This window comes from Luteolibacter arcticus (assembly GCF_025950235.1).
Lineage (GTDB): Bacteria > Verrucomicrobiota > Verrucomicrobiia > Verrucomicrobiales > Akkermansiaceae > Haloferula > Haloferula arctica.
The window spans coordinates 460,986-479,056 of sequence record NZ_JAPDDT010000003.1 but is presented as its reverse complement, the minus strand read 5'-3'; the positions used below and the strand labels follow the sequence as shown (position 1 = coordinate 479,056).

Genomic DNA, 18,071 nt, shown 5'->3' with positions numbered 1-18,071 from the left:
GGCATTTCTTTCCCTGCAACCAACCACCTGCAATGACCGCGATCCGTTCCACGATCCTTTCGGCGTTCCTGCTTTTTCCAGCCGGTGCCCAGTACCTCAGCCATGATGCCTTCGACTCCTACACCACGGATGCCGAGCTTCATGCGGCGGGAAGTCCCGCGGTCGCCGGGTATACCGGTGCGTGGACGGACATCGACTTCGGCGACGCCGAACCTGCGGTGGCCTCCGGTTCGCTGGTTCATTCCAATCCACTCTACGCCGGATCCTCGGGCGACAAGGTGGCCACGGGGGCCGATGCGGCTGGAATCGGCGCGACAAATTCCGGGCGCGTGTTTCGACTGTTAGACAACACGCTGGCAGTGGGCGACGCGACCACCGGCACGCGTTACCTGAGCTGGCTGTTTCGGACCGGCAACGAGAACGCGGCGGCAAACGCCAACACCTACCAAGCCCTCGCGCTCTACTACGGCAGCACCAGCGACGCGAACCGGAACTTCGACGCCGGCCTCGCCAGCGGGGATTTTGCCACCGGGAACTACGCCTTCCGCGCGGAGAACAGTGGCTTGTTGGTCGGTAATCTCGGCGTGGCACCTGATGCCAACGTCCATCTTCTCGTCGCCAAGTTCAGCCTCAGTGCATCGAACAATGGCGACAGCGTCACGGTGTGGATCGATCCGGTGCTGGGCGGTGGCGAACCATCTGGCGGCGTGACCCGCAGCGGCTTCAACACGCAATTCGACCGGCTTGCGCTTTCTGACTACGCGAGCAATTCCTCCGCTTGGGATGAGATCCGCTGGGGCAGCACCTTCGGCAGCGTCACGGTGCTGCCGGCCCAGCCTTACTTCCGTCAGCAACCGCAAAGCCACGCGGGGCATGTCGGCGACACGGTGACCTTGGCCGCAGACGTCATTGCCCAACCCTCGCCGTCCTTCCAGTGGCAGGTGCTACAGGGCAGCGGATCCTGGGCTGACATAGGCGGAGCCACGCAGGCGATCTTCACGATGGCCCCGGCCACCTACGCCGCGAACGGCAGCTACCGTATAATCGCCACCAACCCGAACGGCTCCGTCACCAGCGATGTCGTCGCCGTGAGCCTGACCTATCCGGTGCCGTTGATCTCGGCCCAGCCGGTGCCGCTCGGCGTGGCGGCAGGGGGAAATGCCAACTTCTCCGTGACCGCCACCGGTCTGGGTAACCTCACCTATCAGTGGTTCAAGGATGGCAGCACTATCCCGGGGGCCACCAGCCCATCGCTTTCCCGGACTGGCGTCACGACCGCCGATACGGGCGTCTACACCGTGCGGATCTCCGACGATGCGGCCGAGGTCTCAGGCCTTCCCGCGACGTCGGTGATGTCGGAGCCGGCCATCCTCCTGTTAGGAAATCTCGACGACTACGAGGCAGGCATCACCTTACGCCTCTTCGACATCCAGGAAGCGATGGACCAGCTCTATCCGCTGGTGCCCGGGCAGACGCCGAATGTCGATCAGAAGCGCGCCACGATTGATTGGTCCGGCAGCGGGGACTTCGCGGGATACGCCCAGAAGTTCGTGGTCGAGTGCCACGCCGACCTTTTCGTCCCGGCTTCCGGCCCATATGAGTTCCGCCTGACTTCGGCCGACGGCTCGGAATTGTGGCTCGGCGACACGCTGGTGATCGACCACGATGGCGAGCATGCCGCGACCCCGGCCACCGGGGGGACCGCTCTGACGGGTGGCCTCCACCCGCTGAAGCTGCGCTTCTTCCAAAATACGGGAGACGTCGTACTAAAGCTCGAATGGCGTCCGCCCGGCGCGGCGGACTTCACGGTGGTGCCCGCGTCCGCTTTCCTCACCACGGCCGGGGTCACGCGCGTGGTGGCTCCGGGCAAGAAGGAGATCATCACCCCCGGTGACGGTACGCGTCCGGGCAGCGGCCAGCCCTTGAACGCCGTCCATCCCTCGTGGCGCGTGACGAAAATCCATCCGTCGTCCTTCAATCCCAAGATTGGGGCGATGGCAGTGCATCCGACTGACGGCCGGCTCTTCATCACCACCTTCAATCCAAACCAAAACAGCACGCCCGATCCCTTGCCCGGCGGCGACGGGAAAGTCTGGGCACTCACCAACGTGCAGGGCGAGGACCCGCAGGCCGTCACCGTAACCGAAGTCGCCGCCGGCCTGTCCGAGCCGCTCGGGATGAAATTCATCAACGGCGAACTGTTCGTCAGCCAGCGCACCAGCCTGACGAAGCTACGCGACACCAACGGCGACGGCTACTTCGAGACCAAGGAGAATGTTGGCAGTGGCTGGACCTCCGACAACTACCACCACTTCCACTTCGGCCTGATCGAACGCGACGGCTTCGCCTTCACGACGCTTTCGACCGCGATCCACTTCGACTACCCCGGCCTCAACGGTCCCAACCCGCCGAACCGGGGGACGCTGGTCCGGACCAATCTAACAACCGGTGAAGTCAGCTATCTCGCGGGCGGCCTGCGCACGCCGAACGGCCTGTGCTTCGGCCCTGAGGGCGAGATTTTCCAAACCGACAACCAAGGCGCGTGGCAGCCGGCCTCCCGACTGAATCACCTGCGCGAAGGCCATTTCTACGGCCACTACAACAACGATGGCGACGGCGGCAGCCCGAGCCTCTTCGCCGACCAGCCGATGACGCCGCCGGCCGTCTGGTTCCCGCAAAACGACATCGCCAACTCGCCGTCACAGCCGCTGTCCATTCCCGACGGGCCCTTCGCCGGTGACCTGCTGGTGGGCGACATCACGCTCGGCGGCATCAACCGCGTGTCACTCGAAAAGGTCCGCGGCACCTGGCAGGGGTGCATCTACCGCTTCACCCAGGGTCTGGAAGGCGGCGTCAACCGGCTCGCCTGGGGGCCGAATGGCACGCTTTACGTCGGCTGTATCGGGGCCAGCGGGAACTGGTCATGGAACGGCACCACCACCGGCCTCCAGCGGCTCACGCCGAAGTCGGGAAATTCAGTCACCTTCGAGATCGCGAAGGTCTCCGCCACCGCGACCGGCTTTGAGATCGCCTACACCAAGCCGGTGCCGGAAGCGGCCTTGGAGAATCCCGCAAACTTCACCGTGAAGCAGTGGTCCTATCAGCCGACCGCGGCCTATGGCGGCGCGAAGATCGGGGAGGAAACGCTGGTCGTCAGCAGCGCCACCGCTTCCGCCGACCGCACCAAGGTCAGGATCGTCGTTCCCGGCCTCGACGCGGGCCACGTGGTCTATCTAAAAAGCGATCCCGTGTCCGACGACGGCTCCGCCATCCTCTCCAGCGAAGTCTGGTACACCCTCAACGAGATCCCTGGCGGACCTTTCAACCTGCAACTCGACCAGAGCAGCATCCCGGAGAACCAGCCTGCCGGCACCGCGGTCGGAACGCTCTCCGCGGCTCACGACCACAGCGGCGAAGCGATCACCTTCTCGCTGCCCGCCGGCGCGGTGGACAACGCGCTATTCTCCATCAACGGCGGGATCCTCGCCGCCGCGTCTTCCTTCGACTACGAACGTCGTAGTTCGTACCAAGTCCGTGTCCGCGCGACGGATGAAGCCGGGCTCCACTCGGAAGCCACGTTTGTGATCCATGTGAGCGACGTCGCCGGTGAGCACGCCCCGCGCCGGATCCTGCTCACCAACGCCGTGCTTCCGCCCGATCATGCCGCGGGGGCATTAGTCGGCCGCCTGCTGATGGACGATGAAGACCTCGGCGACCTCCAGACCGGCACTCTCGCGGTGATGGTGCCGGATCCGGTGGCGCGGGAGTCTTTCGACTACGCCGCCGCCGCGACCTTGAGCGGGCAGGCGAGCGGCTCCGGGTTCTCGGGCGCGTGGCAGGTCGCCGGCTCGTCTTCGACCATTCCTTCCGGATCGCTTTCCTACACCGATGCCCTCGGCATGGCGCTGGAGACCTCCGGCAACCGGGGCTTCTGCTCGCCCGCTTCGCGCAACCACCGGGCCCTGACGAACGCCCGCGGCACCGACGGCACGACGACCTACGCCAGCTTCATCGCAGACCCTGGCGACAACGTTCACTTCTGGGGTGTCGAGTTCTGGGGCGGCAGCGCTACCGAGGCGAATCGCGTGCTCCAGATCGGGAATGAAAGCGGCTTCGGCGCACGGGTCCGGAACGGAACCAACAAGTTCTTCGCCTCACCTGATGACGGGGCGCATTTCTTCGTGGTGAAGATCGAGCACCTCGCGGGCAACGACCGTGTGTCGGTCTGGCTCGACCCGCTCCTCGACGCTGAGCCAACGTCGCCCGATCTCTTCTTCACACCCGCCGAGACCGGCGGGTCGATTGTTTTCAACCGTATCGGTTTCAGTGACTACGTGACGACCTCCGCGCCGGACGTCGATGAGCTGCGGCTTGGCAATGACTGGAGTTCCGTCACGCCCCATCACGAGGCCTTTCCCCGTTTCGAACTGGTGAGCGGGGCAGGGGATACGGGCAATGCTTCCTTCGTGCTCCACGGCGACCAGGTGATTGCCAGTTCTGTTCTTGCCGCGGGCTTGCACACGATACGCGTGAAGGCGACCGACAGCGCCGGCCTTTCCTACCAGCAGCGGCTGCTGGTGTGGGTGGGCGTGGGTCATGCCGACAGCAATGGCGACGGGATTTCAGATGCCGCGGCGGTTCGCCTCGGCTTCGATCCGCTGGGCCCGGTGGCTACGGGTTCCTATTTCGGGGAAAGCGGGATGAGCCCGGCGTTCGTGCCCGTGGCCGGCTCTAACAATTTTCTGATTTCGTCCGGCACCCTGCCGGGGAATCTCTACTGGATCGAGCGCTCGCCGGATCTCGTCCATTGGACGCTCGAGTCCGGAAGTGTCGCCGCGCCGGCGACGTTTCTAGAAGCATGGAGCGAGTGGCAACTTTCACGTCCCGTAGAGACGCGGTATTTCTGGCGTGTCGGTGGCGGCTGGCCGGATGCTTATGGCATCGATCCTCTTGCCAACGGTCTAGCAGGTCTCACTTTCATGGGGGGAAGCTCGGGGTGGGACTACGACACGAGCACGGGAATCTTGAGGCATGATGACGCCGCTCCATCCGGGTGGTTGCACTTCGGTGACGACTACAGTGATTTTTTTCTCAGCTTGGAATACCGGCTTTCGCCGGGTGGCAATGCGGGCGTCTTCCTGCGTGCGGCGGAGACCGGCGATCCGTGGGTCACCGGCAGTGAGATCCAGCTGACCAACGAGCCTCGCCTGCCGGTTCACTCTACCGGCGCGGTTTATGATCGCATTCCCGCCAGTCCCTTGGCCGACGCGCGCCACTCGGTGTGGCATCGCCTGGAAATACTCATGACGGGCGCTCGCATCCGCGTGCTTGTCGATGGCGTGACCACGGTGGATGTGGCCGATGTCCGGGCCAGCTACGCGGGCTTCGAGTGGCCCGAAGCGGGTTTGGTCGGGCTTCAGAATGCTCACGCGGGAGCTGGTTCCCGCGTGGAATACCGCGCCATCCGTCTGGTTCAGATTGGTCCCTGATTGGCAGGGGAATCCCCGCGGAGTATGCGGCGTGGAGACGCAGAGTGCTCGGGGCGAAGCTTGAGGGTTGATCATCGGAAGCGCCCACGTGCCATTTGGAGGACGCAGTTCTTCCGCCGTGAAAGGACTTCCTCCTTGTCGCCATGGAGGCGGTTTCGATGATCTTCTATCAGCATGGGAGAAGAAGGACCTGATTCTGGAAAGCGACTCGCGGGGTCGCGGCTTTCCCGATGGGTGGAGGCTGCCATGCGGCCGGTGGATGGGGCCTCGCTGGCGGTGTTCCGGATCGCATTCGGGCTGCTGATGTTCTTCGAGGCGGTGGTCTATTTGAAGAAGGGCTGGGTGCGCGGACTGTGTATCGATCCCGAGTTCCACTTCACCTTCCTGGGCTTCGATTGGGTGAAGCCGTGGCCGGGTGCCGGGATGACCGCGCACTTCGTGGTGCTGGCGGTGACGGCGTTGCTGGTGGCGGCGGGGCTGTTTTACCGGGTGGCGGCGGTGGTGCTGTTTCTCGCGCTGAGCCACGTGTTCCTGATCGATGCGGCGGAGTATCTGAACCACCTCTATCTGATTTGCCTGATCGCCTTCCTGATGATCTTCGTGCCGGCGCACCGGCTGTGGTCGCTCGATGCGTTGAGGCGGCCGGCGATGGCTTCCGGCACCACACCCGCGTGCTGGCTGTGGCTGATGCGGATCCAAGTCGGCATTCCCTATTTCTTCGGCGGGATCGCGAAGCTGAATGGCGATTGGCTGCGCGGTGAGCCGCTCGGCATGTGGCTGGCGAAGCGTGCGGACTTTCCGTGGATCGGCCCGTGGCTGACCGAGAAGTGGGTCGCGTATTTCTTCAGCTACGCCGGGCTGATCCTCGACTTCGCCTTCGTGCCGCTGCTGCTGTGGAAGCGGACGCGGCTAGCCGCTTACGTGCTGGTACTGTGCTTCAATGGGCTGAACGGGTGGCTGTTCGACATCGGGGTCTTTCCCTGGATGATGGTGGCGGCGTCGCTGCTGTTCTTCCCGCCCAATTGGCCGCGCTTCGGGCGGAAGGGAAGGGAACGTGAGGTGAGCAATCTATCAGCGCGAGTTTCGAAGCCCATCCTCGCTGGCATGGCCGTGTATGTGGCGCTGCAGCTTCTGTCGCCATTCCGGCACTGGCTCTATCCGGGCGATGTGGCGTGGACGGAAGAAGGTCACCTCTACTCGTGGCGGATGAAGCTGCGCGACAAGCAATCCGAGGTGCTGGCCTTTCGCGTCCGCGACTTGAAAAGCGGTCACCAGTGGGAGATCGAGCCCGGTGACTTTCTAACAGACCGGCAGAAGTTCCGGATGCCGGGCCAGCCGGATTTGATTCATCAGTTCGCGATCCATCTGGCAGAGGAGTATCGGAAGGAATACGGCATGGAAGTGGAGGTGACCGTGGACACGAAGGTCAGCCTCAACGGGCGCTCTCCGGCGGTCTTGATCGATCCCGCCCTGGACCTCGCCAAGGAACCGCGCAGCCTCTGGCACAAGCGTTGGATCCTGCCTCGCGCGGGTGTGTGGCCGCAATGAGTGAGCGACATGCGCCGTCTTTTCGGTTCGCTGGCGGAGTGACTCACTCTTTGGAGTGAGTCAAAATGTGTTCGCATGACGGGTTCTCAGGCCTCAGTTTCGAGGGGCCTGTGAGTCGTTTCCTGTTCATTCTTTTCCCGCTCCGCGTGCTTGTGGCATGCGGCTGGGCGGCCGCGTGCGTGGGCGCCGGGGCTGCCGAGTCCACGCTGCCGAAGGTGCGTGAGCTGCAAGTGATGGCGACCACCGGGTCCTTCACGCCCGTCACCGTGAAGACCAAGGGCATCGTCACGTGGGCCGATCCGGCGCAGGGAAAATACTTCCAGATTCAGGACGATACCGGCGGGATGCGGGTGGAATTCACCGGTGCCGACGGCCCGAAGGTGAGAGACCTCGTCGAGGTGGAAGGCAAACTTGAGCGGGGTCCCTATGCGCCGGTGATTTCCGCGGCGACCTTTGTCGTCACGGGAACAGGCGAGCGACCGAAGTGGGAGAATGCCTCCGGGGGCGGCCTGCTGAACGGCGAGTACAATGGTCTGCTGGTGGACGTGCACGGCTTCGTCCGCAGCGCGGAAATCGTCCCGCCAAATGTCTTCGTCGTCCTGCTCAGCTCGGGCTCGGCGCGCATCACGGTAAGGGTCAGCAATGGCGGTGGCATGGATCCGAAGCGATGGATCGCCCGCCAGGTTTACTTGCGCGGCGTGGCGGTGCCGGTGCGGGCACGCAGCAGCTTGCGGCAATTGGTGGATGTCGAAGTCCACGGTGTATCGCCCGAGGATTTCGTCGAAATCGGGAAGGAACCGGCCGATCCGTGGGCAAAGCCAGTGATGCCGTTGCACGAGGCTTTCCAATATCGGCCTGCTGTCAGTCGATCGGACCGCATCCGGGTGCGGGGCCAGGTGGTGTATCACCGCAATGGCATCGTCTTTCTCAACGACGGCAACAGCGGCATCGCGGTCCGCGGCGCGGGTGCGGACAAGCTCAAGCCGGGCGATGAAGTCGAGGCGGTGGGCTTTCCAGATCTGGAGGACTTCTTGCCGGTGCTCTCGGATGCGGTGTTTGCGCCACTGCCATCGGAAGGGGTCAATGTTCAGCCCAAGCCCATGTCGATCGAGTCACTGCAGGGCGGGCTTGAGCATGCGGCGTTTGTCACGGCGCGGGGTCGTCTGTTAGACCGGTTGCAGACGCCTTCCGAAGATGGTCGTGGAGTGCTCGTGCTGGCGCTGAATACCCCGCGTGGAGTTTTCACCGCGGAGCTGGAAGGCGAAGGTGCCGGAATCCCGAACCTCGAGGAAGGTGCCACGCTCGATGTCAGCGGCATTTGTCTGGTGAGCGTGGACGGTGTCGGCACCCCGACCTCCTTCAAGATCCTGGTGCCGGGCCCCGGGCAAGTCACCGTGGTGGAGAGGGCCAGCTTCTTCACGGTGAAGCGGCTGCTGGTGATGCTGAGCGTGGCGCTGGGGGTGCTGCTCGCGGTCATCCTTTTCGCTTACCTGATCAGTCGCCGGAATCTCAGGCTGGCGGCGGAGATGCGCGAGCGGACCGCGGTGACGGCCGAGCGCAATCGTCTCGCCCGCGACCTGCACGACACGCTCGAACAAGGGCTGACCGGCATTCACCTGCGCGTGCACAGCATCGGGCCAGATGAGGCCGATGCTTCGCCGGAGACGCGCGAACACTTGCAGGCGGTCGAGTCGCTGGTGCGCCAGTGCCATGCCGAGATGCGCCAATCGATCTGGAACCTGCGGTCGGTGGCCTTGGAGAAGTTCGACCTCGCGGAGGCGCTTGAGCGCGCGGCGAAGTCGCTCACGCTTGGATCTCACATCCGGGTGGATGTTAGACAGAGCGTGTCTGGCCGCTTGCCGGCACTGGTGGAGGACAATCTGTTACGGATCGGCCAGGAAGCGATCACGAATGCGGTGAAGCACGCGGATGCCTCGGTCATCGCTATCGATCTGCAAGTCACTGCGGGGCGGGCTGTCCTTTCCGTGGCAGATGACGGCGGCGGTATCCGCAAGGCCGCGGCACCCGGGCACTTCGGCCTGACCGGCATGCACGAGCGCGCGCAACGCATCGGCGGCACGCTGCGGGTCGATTCGAATTCACAGGGCGGCACCACCGTGGAGGTGGAGGTGCCGCTTCACAACGGTCACGAAAATCCCAAGACATGAACCAAGCCCCACCGATCCGCATCCTCGTGGTGGACGACCATTTCGTGGTCCGCGAGGGCATCCGCAGCCTGATCCGCCGCGAGGCCGGCATGGTCGTCATTGCCGAGGCGTCGCACGGCGCCGAGGGCGTGAAGATGCACCAGTTGCTCAATCCCGACGTCACCATCATCGACCTGCGCATGCCGGTGATGGGTGGCGTGGAGGCGACGACGCTGATCCGCAAGGAGGCACCGGATGCGAAGATCCTGGTGCTCACCAGCTTCGATGGCGACGAGGACATCCATGCCGCCTTTGAGGCCGGTGCGTCCGGCTACTTGCTGAAGCACAGCTCGGGCGATCAGGTGATCCCGGCGGTGCGGGCGTTGATGCAGGGCGGCACGTGGATCCCGCCGGAAGTCGGCGAGCATCTGGCCGCCCGCCAGCGGGGCGAGGTGCTTTCCGCGCGCGAGAAGGAAATCGTCCGCCATCTCGCGCTGGGTGAGGCGAACAAGGAGATCGGCGCGGCGGTCGGGATTTCCGAGCAGACGGTGAAATCGCACGTGAAGAACATTCTCGCGAAGCTCCATGTGCGTGATCGTACGGAGGCGGTGACCGTGGCGCTGCGTCGCGGGATCATTCACCTGCCGGAGCGGTGAGAGGGAAGGCTTTGGTAGCGACTTCTTTGGTAATCGCTACTCCGGTTCGTTTGGCGGACCGCCCCCAGCCGGAACGACGAAGTCGTCCCGCTACTTCTGAAATCTTGCCGCAGTGGTGACACTCCCCTAACAAAGGCGAGCGATGATCCCGAAGCTCAACTTCGTCTCCGCCCTTGCGGCGGTGCTGTTCTTCTTCCTGCCGTGGACCAGCATTGAGTGCCGCGGCCAGCAGATGGCGACGCAGACCGGCGTCCAACTCCTGACTGGTGGGGCGACCGCCGTGGAGAGGATCGAGGCGTCGCAGATCGACATCAAATCCCGGAAGGATTCCTGGTTGGGCCGATCTTATCTGGCGATGGTCGCGCTTCTTTGCGCGGTGTCGGCGGTGGTGACGGGTTTCGCCGCCTTGGCCACCGGCCACAAGCACATTTCCGGCGGGCCGGGAATGCTCTGCGCTTGCGCGCTCCTTTGCCTCATCGCCCAAGCGACACTGGAGTTTCCGGCCAAGCGCGAGTTGACGAAGGAAATGGGCGGGAAGAACCGCCCTGCGACATCATCCGGGCGGGATGGGCTGGAAAGTGCACTTTCGCAGGAGGTTGCGTCCCGGATCCAGGTACGCCTGTTGCCGGGATTCTACGCCGAGCTCGCGGCGCTGGGGATTCCCACGCTGATCCTGCTGAATGGCTTGCTCGACCGGCTCCGCGCCGCCGGCGAAAAGCGAGCGTGATTCGCGGTCTTGCGGCATCGCCGATCATCGCGGAATATGGACAAATATTCGGCAAATCAAACTCCCTATATGGAAATCGCCACGCAAGAAACCGCCGCAATAGCTGAGATCACCTTCTACAAAAACCATTACATCGTCTCCGCCCTTTTTATCCTGACATGCATTTTTTTCACGTGGCTCGCAAAGAAGAAAAACAAGAGGCAATAGCGGGATAGATCAGGCATTTCTACACCCATGAGCGACCATCGTTCCGACTGGCAGTCCAGCAAGGGCCTCGCCAAAGGCATCCTCCACGACCGTACGTCGCGGCGGAAGGCGATGGCGCGCAGCCTGGCGCTGCTGCTGGCGGTCTTCGCCATCGGACTGTGGGGGATCGACGACTGGCTGGCGAAGGATGTCTGGCGCTTCATCGTCTGGTGGGGAGTCTGTGGCTTGCTCGCGATCTTCGTGGTCGCCTTCGCCCTCTACGACGTGATGCGGGTGCTCCGCGAGGAACGGGAGAGGTTTTGAGGCGGCGGGGATTTCGCCTTGCCGGGCGGGGGAGGGGGCCGCTTGATTCGCCCTCATGACGCCGGAGCTTGAGGACCTGTTCGCCTTCCTTCGTTTTCCCAGCATTTCCACGGACTCGCGGAATGCCGGCGATGTCCGTGCCTGCGCCGAGTGGCTGGTGGCGAAACTGACCGGGATGGGCCTGAAAACCTCGCTCCACCCGACCGAGGGCCACCCCATCGTGGTCGCCCAAAACGAGCACAAGCCGGGCCGCAAAACGGTGCTGATTTACGGCCACTACGACGTCCAGCCGGTCGATCCGCTCAACCTGTGGAGCAATCCACCTTTCGAGCCGGTGATCCGCGACGGCAAGATCTGGGCGCGCGGCTCCACCGACAACAAGGGCCAGATGCTCGCCCACATCCTGGGCGTGGAAAAGACGCTGAAGGAGAAGGGCGATCTGCCGGTGAACCTGACCTTCCTCTTTGAAGGCGAAGAAGAAGTTGGCAGCGGCAATCTGGCACCCTTCCTTCGTGCTAATGCGGAGCTGCTGAAGTGCGACATCATCGCGATCTCCGACACCGGCATGGTCGCCCCGGGCCAGCCGACGCTGAGCTATGGCCTGCGCGGCATCGCGGCCTGCGAGGTGATCCTGCGGGGGCCTGCGCGTGATCTTCACTCGGGCATCTACGGCGGCGCGATTCGCAATCCCGCCACCGAGATCGCCCGGCTCGTCGCCACCTTCCACGATGCCGAAGGCCGCGTGCAGGTGGAGGGCTTCTACGAGCACGTGAAGCCGCTGGAGGAATGGGAGCGCGAGATGTGGTCCACGCTTCCGGGCACCAGTGATGACGATTTCCTCCGCTACAGCGGCTCCTCCAAGACCCACGGCGAAGCCGGCTACACCTCCGCCGAGCGCACCTGGGCCCGCCCGACCGCGGAGATCAATGGCATCGGCGGCGGTTATCAGGGTGAGGGCTCGAAGACCGTCTTGCCCGCGGAAGCGTTCGCGAAGTTCACCTTCCGCCTCGTCCCGAACCAAGATCCCGCGGACATCATGGAGAAGGTGAAGGCGCACCTCGACAAACACTGCCCGCCCGGCGTCTCGCTGCTCTACGTGGGCGGCCACGACGGCAAGCCCTTCTACACCGATCCGCACAGCACCTTTGGCCAAGCCGCGCAGCGTGCGCTGCGGAATGCCTTTGGCAAGGAGCCGGTGCTCATCCGCGAAGGCGGCAGCATTCCGATCGTGCAGGCCTTCCGCGATATCCTCGGGACGGACACGCTGCTGCTAGGTCTTGCGCTCGCCGACTCGCAGATCCACTCGCCGGATGAGAATTTCCCGGTTGAGAACTTCGAAGCGGGTATTCGTCTGAATCAGGCGCTGCTGGAGGAACTCGCGAAGTGAGTTGGTTTGGCATCGAAAAGCTCTTTGGATCGTCGGGGAAGTTTCCTGAACCCGCCGAGTCCGAGCTTCTCGTGCTTGTCGACGACGATGCGGGGAATGATGTGATCCTCCGCTACCGAGTTACCTTCGCTGCCTACAGCTACTACACCGACGACAACGGGGCGTGGATCTGCTTCCAAGCTCAAGCCAATGAGCTGATCGAGCCAGCCGACCGCGGAAAATGGCCGAACGGGCAGCCGCACCTGCGGGTGAGAATCCCTGCTTCGGAAGAAGATTTTCTCCAGATGGAGAAGGGGGTCGCATCTACATTCGAGACGACGGCTTACGACAGCGCGAAAGATGTCTGGCTTGCGGAATTCTACCATTTTTCCCACGGTGGCTTGTCGGCTACTTTCAAACTGATCGAGAAGCGCGAGAATGGCTTGGTCTTCCGGATCAAAGGTGAAAGTGAGGTGACGGGCCCCATTCGTTTGCGCGCCTTTTTTGAAAAGAAGCCGAGCCTCAGTTACCACTGATCACGTGAGTTTTTGAATCAAGTTTACCCATGTCCGAATCTCCCAAGCTCGACTTCATCCGCGAGATCATCGCCGCGGACCTCGCTTCCGGTAAGCACTCGACAACCATCACGCGCTTTCCCCCGGAGCCGAATGGCTACCTGCACCTTGGCCACGCGCGCGCGATCTGCCTGAGCTTCGGCATCGCGCAGGAGAACGCGGCCGTCGGCGCGCGCTGTCATTTGCGCTTCGACGACACGAATCCCGAGAAGGAAGAGGTCGAGTACGTCGAGAGCATCAAGGCCGATGTGAAGTGGCTGGGCTTCGATTGGGGCGAGCACCTTTATTACGCCAGCGACTACTTCGAATTCTACTACGACTGCGCCGTCCATCTCATCAAGAACGGTCTCGCCTACGTGGACCAGCAGACCGCCGAGCAGATCAAGGAGACCCGCGGCAATCTGACCGTTCCGGGCACGCCGTCACCATGGCGCGATCGTTCCGTGGAGGAGAATCTGGCGCTATTCGCGAAGATGCGCGCCGGCGAGTTCGAGGAAGGCGCGGCGGTGCTGCGTGCGAAGATCGACATGGCCTCGCCGAACATCGTGATGCGCGATCCGGTGCTCTACCGCGTGCTGAAGGCGACCCACCACAACACGGGCGATGCCTGGTGCATCTACCCGATGTATGACTTCGCCCACCCGCTGGAGGATGCGAAGGAGCACATCACGCACTCGCTGTGCACGCTGGAGTTTGAGATTCACCGGCCGTTTTACGACTGGACCATCGAGAACTGCCCGGTGCCTGCGAAGCCGCGGCAGATCGAATTCTCCCGACTGAATTTCACCTTCACCGTGATGAGCAAGCGCAAGCTGCTCACGCTGGTGAAGGAAGGCCACGTCGCCGGTTGGGACGATCCGCGCATGCCCACGCTTTCCGGAGCCCGCCGCCGCGGCATCCCGCCCGAGGCGATCCGCCGGCTGTGTGAGAAGACGGGCATCACCAAGTTCCAGGGCATTACGGACATTGCGCAGCTCGAATTCGAGATCCGCGATCACCTCAATACCGTGAGCCCGCGCCGCATGGGCGTGCTCGATCCGCTGAAGCTGATCATCACCAACTGGCCCGAAGGCCAGAGCGAGGACATCGAGTTGGATAACCACCCGAAGGATCCGGCGATGGGCACGCGCAGCGTCGCGATGTCGCGCGAGCTGTGGATCGAAGCCGACGACTTCATGGAGGTGCCGGAGAAGAAATTCTACCGCCTCGGCCCCGGCCGCCACGTGCGTTTGCGCGGCGGCTACATCGTGAAGTGCACCGGCTTTGAGAAGGACGCTGCTGGCAAGATCACCGAGGTCCTCTGCGAGTTCCTGCCCGGCACCAAGGGTGCCGATGCACCGGAAGGCGTCGAGTGCCGCGCCGCGATCCACTGGGTCAGCGCCGAGCACGGCGTGGATGCGGAAGTCCGCCTCTACGACCGCCTATTCACCGTGGAAGACCCTGACTCTGCGGAGGGCGGCTTCACCAGCGTGCTTAATCCTGACTCGCTCAAAAAAACGATCCGCGCGTGGGTCGAGCCGTCTGTGGCCGATGCCGCACCGGAGACCGTGTTTCAGTTCGAGCGCCTCGGCTACTTCGTCGCCGATCGCCACGAGCACCAGCCCGGCAAGCCGGTCTTCAACCGCACGATCGGCCTGCGCGATTCGTGGGGGAAGAAGTGAGGAAGCCCGGTCGCATCTCCGCATGATTGGAACCCACCGGTTTTCCATGCAGAAAGGTGGCAAGGGACGCTTCGCTGGAGTGACGATCCGGGCAGAGGCCGGCGAGTTCGACGGAGTCCATTGGGCTCCGGAGGTGAGCCATTTCGCTCGGGCGCAATATGCAGGCGACGTGGTGGCGGGTATTGCGGATGCGAGACGGTGGCACCTCGCCAAAGGTGGGACGGATGCTTCGATTGAGGTAAGCCAGATCGAAGAAATCTTGAGCGACACTACACCCGACGCCGTTCGTTTGGCGGCGACGGTTGCAGCGTGGAAGGCCTTGGGAAACTCGGAGGCGGAACTGCGCTTTGATCAAGAAGGTGATCGTTGGGTTCCTATCGAACTCTGATTTGACGACCGAAGCGATTCGGTGGCGGACGAAGGCATCGTGGGCGATCGAGCGAGGATGCTACCCGCGTTGGCGGCATCATCAGCCTAACCCATCTCGCGGCCTTTCAGGCCGCCATTCTCGGCGCAACAAAAACCCCGGCCGATGGCCGGGGCTGAGGGATTCCGCGCCGTTGGCGCTGAAGAGTGCGTTCGCACCGTTGGCGCTGGTGAGTGCGTTCGCGCCGTTGGCACTGCTGAGTGAATTCGCGCCGTTGGCGCTGAAGAGTGATCCCACAAAATAGAAAACAGCCGCGGGCCTCCCTTCCCACGGCTGCTCTCCAAACTGTCCACACCTAAAGGTAATTCAGGTCGCCTGCAGGCCTTCGCCCACTGGCTTTGGCAAGGGCTTGTCCTTCCGGCGAAGCGCCTTGCGCATCTTGGTCAGCGCCACGTTCTGGAGCTGGCGGATGCGTTCGCGAGTCACTCCGAATTCACGGCCGACTTCTTCGAGGGTCATCGGCGTTTTGCCGGTAAGGCCGAAGCGTTCGTCGATGATCCGGCGTTCGCGCTTGTCGAGGACTCCGAGCAGGCCGCTCAGCTCCCCGTGAAGATTCTTCTCGGACAGGCTTTCGAGCGGGTCCTCCGCGCGATCGTCGCCGATGATCTCGCCGTATTCGGTCGCTTCGCCTTCATTGATGGGCGCATCGAGCGAGGTCGGGCGTTGCGAGGCCTGCTTGAGCATGGCGAGCTTGCGGCGTGGCAGGCCGATTTCGTCGGCCAGTTCCTCGTCGGTAGGCTCGCGGCCGAGGGCCTCGGCCAGCATGGTCGAGATGCGGCGCATCTTGGCGATCTTGTCCACCATGTGGACGGGCAGGCGGATCGTCTTGCTCTGGTTGGCGAGCGAGCGCTTGATCGACTGCTTGATCCACCAGGCCGCGTAGGTCGAAAGCTTGCCGCCCTTTGCGGGGTCGAAGCGTTCCACGGCCTTCATCAGGCCGATGTTGCCTTCGGAAATCAGGTCGGAAATCGGAAGTCCATAGCCGGAGTAGTCCTGGGCGATCTTAACGACGAGGCGCAGGTTCGCCTTGATCATGTGAGCGCGAGCTTCCTTATCGCCCTTCGCAATGCGCTTGGCGAGTTTCACCTCTTCCTCCGGGGTGAGCAACGGGGTCTTGGAGATCTCCCGCAGGTAGACCTTCAAACTGGAGTCGGAATCGTATGACATGGCTAGGTCCCGGTGCTCCCGGGTTCTATTGATTTAACGCCGTGGCGTGCGGATTTATTCCTGAAATCGTCCGTCTTTTTGTAACTACATGGTCACGACAGAGGGCGGGTCGATTCAATGGTATTCCGAGCATCCGCCGTGCCTCAAAAATGAGCACAGCCCGCAATCCTTGACGATCAAACGATTGCATGAAATTGCCGATCGCGGCGCGCCCGTTTCTTACCGTTTCAGGGCGTCAAATTGCCACGTCGGGTGCGCCAAATAAGGACATTTGCAACGCCCGAATGTCGCATGCCAAAAACTCCGGCGGCGTGATTGCCGCTTCCGTTTTTGCACCATCGCCGAACTTTTTCAGCAAGCAACCCCCACGGAGGAAGAAGTTGATTCTTTCATCCTGAAATCTGCCGAAAAGGATCGTCTCCTTGTGCCACAGCGGTTGTCGGCTAGGATCGCGGATGCTTTCGATTGGAAAAGTGGTGTTGCCGCTGGTGCTGCTGGGCTCAGCGGCTTTTTTGTCGGCAAAGGAAGCACCCGTGGTGCCGGCGGATCTGGCCAACTACGTGGCCCGAGCGGAGCCGGGATTCAAGTGGACGGTCGAGGACACGAAGGAGTTTGGCGGTGTGAAGGCCTGGCGGCTCAAGCTGACCTCGCAGGTCTGGCAGGGGATCACGTGGACCCACGATCTGCTGGTGGTGAAGCCTACGGGAGTGCCCACCGGGAAGATGCTGCTGCTGAATGAGGGTGGCAGCGCTTCCAATGAGAAGGCCCTGTATGCGGCCCTGTTGGCAGGGAAAATCCAGGCACCGGTCGCGCTGTTGCTCGGCGTGCCGAATCAGCCGTTGTTCGACGGGAAAAGGGAAGACCACCTCATTGCGGAGACCTTTGTCCGCTATCTCGACTCCGGCGATGCCTCGTGGCCGTTGCTTTTTCCGATGGTGAAGAGCGTGGTGAAGGCGATGGATACGCTCCAGGAATTCAGCAAGAAGGAATGGGACGAGCCGGTGACGAAGTTCATCGTCGGTGGTGGCTCGAAGCGCGGCTGGACCACCTGGCTGACCGCTGCGAACGATCCCCGGGTGATGGCGATCACACCGATGGTGATCGACGTGCTGAACATGCGCGAGCAGATCACTCACCAGCAGAGTTCGCTTGGTGGAACGAGCCAGGAGATCTCGCCCTACACCGATCGTGGGCTGGTGCCCGTTCCCGATACGCCGCGAGCCCAAAGCCTGTGGACGATGATCGACCCGTGGACCTACCGGGATCGTTTCACCATGCCGAAGCTGATAGTGCTGGGGAACAACGATCCCTACTGGAGCACCGATGCCCTGAACCTCTATTGGGACGCTCTGCCCGGAGAGAAATACATCTCCTATAGCCCGAACGCCGGACACGATCTGACGGAGCGGGATGCCGCGGGCAAGAAGCTAAGTGCGGAGCGTGCGATCAACAATGTGTCCGCCTTCGTTCGCTATCAGCTCAGTGGGAAGCCGCTGCCGAAGGTCGGCTGGAAACACACGACGCAGGCCGATGGTAGCCTGGGCCTCACGGTGACGGCCGATCCCGCGCCGCAGCGGGCACGGCTATGGGTCGCCCGCTCGACCACCAAGGATTTCCGCAAGGCCCGCTGGGAGTCGCAGGCGATCGAGCAGAAGGAAGGCGAGCCGGTGACGGCGAGTCTCCCGAAGCCGGACAAGGGCTTCATCGCCTACTACGCGGATCTTGGTTACCAGATCGATGACCTCCCGCAGTGGCTGTGCACGCAGTTGCGAGTCGTGGGTGCGGAGACGAAGTGAAT

At 62.9% G+C, this 18,071-nt stretch carries 13 protein-coding genes; 12 read left to right on the top strand and 1 reads right to left on the bottom strand.

Annotated elements, in window-relative coordinates:
• Positions 1–32 precede the first annotated feature (32 nt).
• From OKA05_RS10235 to OKA05_RS10190, 10 genes are all read left to right on the top strand, one after another.
• The gene (locus OKA05_RS10235; protein WP_264487037.1) at positions 33–5,489 is read left to right on the top strand and encodes a 3-keto-alpha-glucoside-1,2-lyase-like domain-containing protein; all 5,457 of its coding nucleotides are present in this window, start codon (positions 33–35) and stop codon (positions 5,487–5,489) included.
• 234 nt (positions 5,490–5,723) lie between these two features.
• Positions 5,724–7,037 (top strand): HTTM domain-containing protein, encoded by a 1,314-nt coding sequence (locus OKA05_RS10230; protein WP_264487036.1) that lies wholly within the window; start codon positions 5,724–5,726, stop codon positions 7,035–7,037.
• A 110-nt stretch (positions 7,038–7,147) separates the two neighbouring features.
• On the top strand, positions 7,148–9,205 hold the full coding sequence (locus OKA05_RS10225; protein ID WP_264487035.1) for a sensor histidine kinase: 2,058 nt from the start codon (positions 7,148–7,150) through the stop codon (positions 9,203–9,205).
• Positions 9,202–9,840 carry a response regulator gene (locus tag OKA05_RS10220; protein ID WP_264487034.1) on the top strand — a complete coding sequence of 213 codons (639 nt, stop codon included), beginning with the start codon at positions 9,202–9,204 and terminating at the stop codon, positions 9,838–9,840. The genes OKA05_RS10225 and OKA05_RS10220 overlap by 4 nt, the downstream gene beginning before the upstream one ends.
• A gap of 142 nt (positions 9,841–9,982) precedes the next feature.
• On the top strand, positions 9,983–10,567 hold the full coding sequence (locus OKA05_RS10215) for a hypothetical protein (RefSeq protein WP_264487033.1): 585 nt from the start codon (positions 9,983–9,985) through the stop codon (positions 10,565–10,567).
• Positions 10,568–10,801: 234 nt separating this feature from the next.
• Complete coding sequence (locus OKA05_RS10210; protein ID WP_264487032.1) at positions 10,802–11,077, top strand: hypothetical protein; 276 nt, start codon at positions 10,802–10,804, stop codon at positions 11,075–11,077.
• Positions 11,078–11,132: 55 nt separating this feature from the next.
• A complete protein-coding gene (locus tag OKA05_RS10205; protein ID WP_264487031.1) occupies positions 11,133–12,464 on the top strand; it encodes a dipeptidase in 1,332 nt (443 codons plus the stop codon).
• A complete protein-coding gene (locus OKA05_RS10200) occupies positions 12,461–12,979 on the top strand; it encodes a hypothetical protein (RefSeq protein WP_264487030.1) in 519 nt (172 codons plus the stop codon). The genes OKA05_RS10205 and OKA05_RS10200 overlap by 4 nt, the downstream gene beginning before the upstream one ends.
• Before the next feature lie 29 nt (positions 12,980–13,008).
• Positions 13,009–14,679 (top strand): glutamine--tRNA ligase/YqeY domain fusion protein, encoded by a 1,671-nt coding sequence (locus OKA05_RS10195; RefSeq protein ID WP_264487029.1) that lies wholly within the window; start codon positions 13,009–13,011, stop codon positions 14,677–14,679.
• A gap of 46 nt (positions 14,680–14,725) precedes the next feature.
• Positions 14,726–15,067: a hypothetical protein gene (locus tag OKA05_RS10190; RefSeq protein WP_264487028.1), complete on the top strand. Its 342-nt coding sequence runs from the start codon at positions 14,726–14,728 to the stop codon at positions 15,065–15,067.
• Between the two features lie 345 nt (positions 15,068–15,412).
• Here the strand turns inward: OKA05_RS10190 and OKA05_RS10185 are convergent, their stop codons facing one another.
• Positions 15,413–16,273, bottom strand: coding sequence for a sigma-70 family RNA polymerase sigma factor (locus tag OKA05_RS10185; RefSeq protein WP_264487027.1), 861 nt, complete (start codon positions 16,271–16,273; stop codon positions 15,413–15,415).
• Positions 16,274–16,461: 188 nt separating this feature from the next.
• Here OKA05_RS10185 and OKA05_RS10180 point away from each other — a divergent pair, with 188 nt between their 5' ends.
• The gene (locus tag OKA05_RS10180; RefSeq protein ID WP_264487026.1) at positions 16,462–16,671 is read left to right on the top strand and encodes a hypothetical protein; all 210 of its coding nucleotides are present in this window, start codon (positions 16,462–16,464) and stop codon (positions 16,669–16,671) included.
• A gap of 57 nt (positions 16,672–16,728) precedes the next feature.
• Positions 16,729–18,069, top strand: coding sequence for a PhoPQ-activated pathogenicity-related family protein (locus OKA05_RS10175; RefSeq protein WP_264487025.1), 1,341 nt, complete (start codon positions 16,729–16,731; stop codon positions 18,067–18,069).
• The last annotated feature ends 2 nt before the right edge of the window (positions 18,070–18,071 follow it).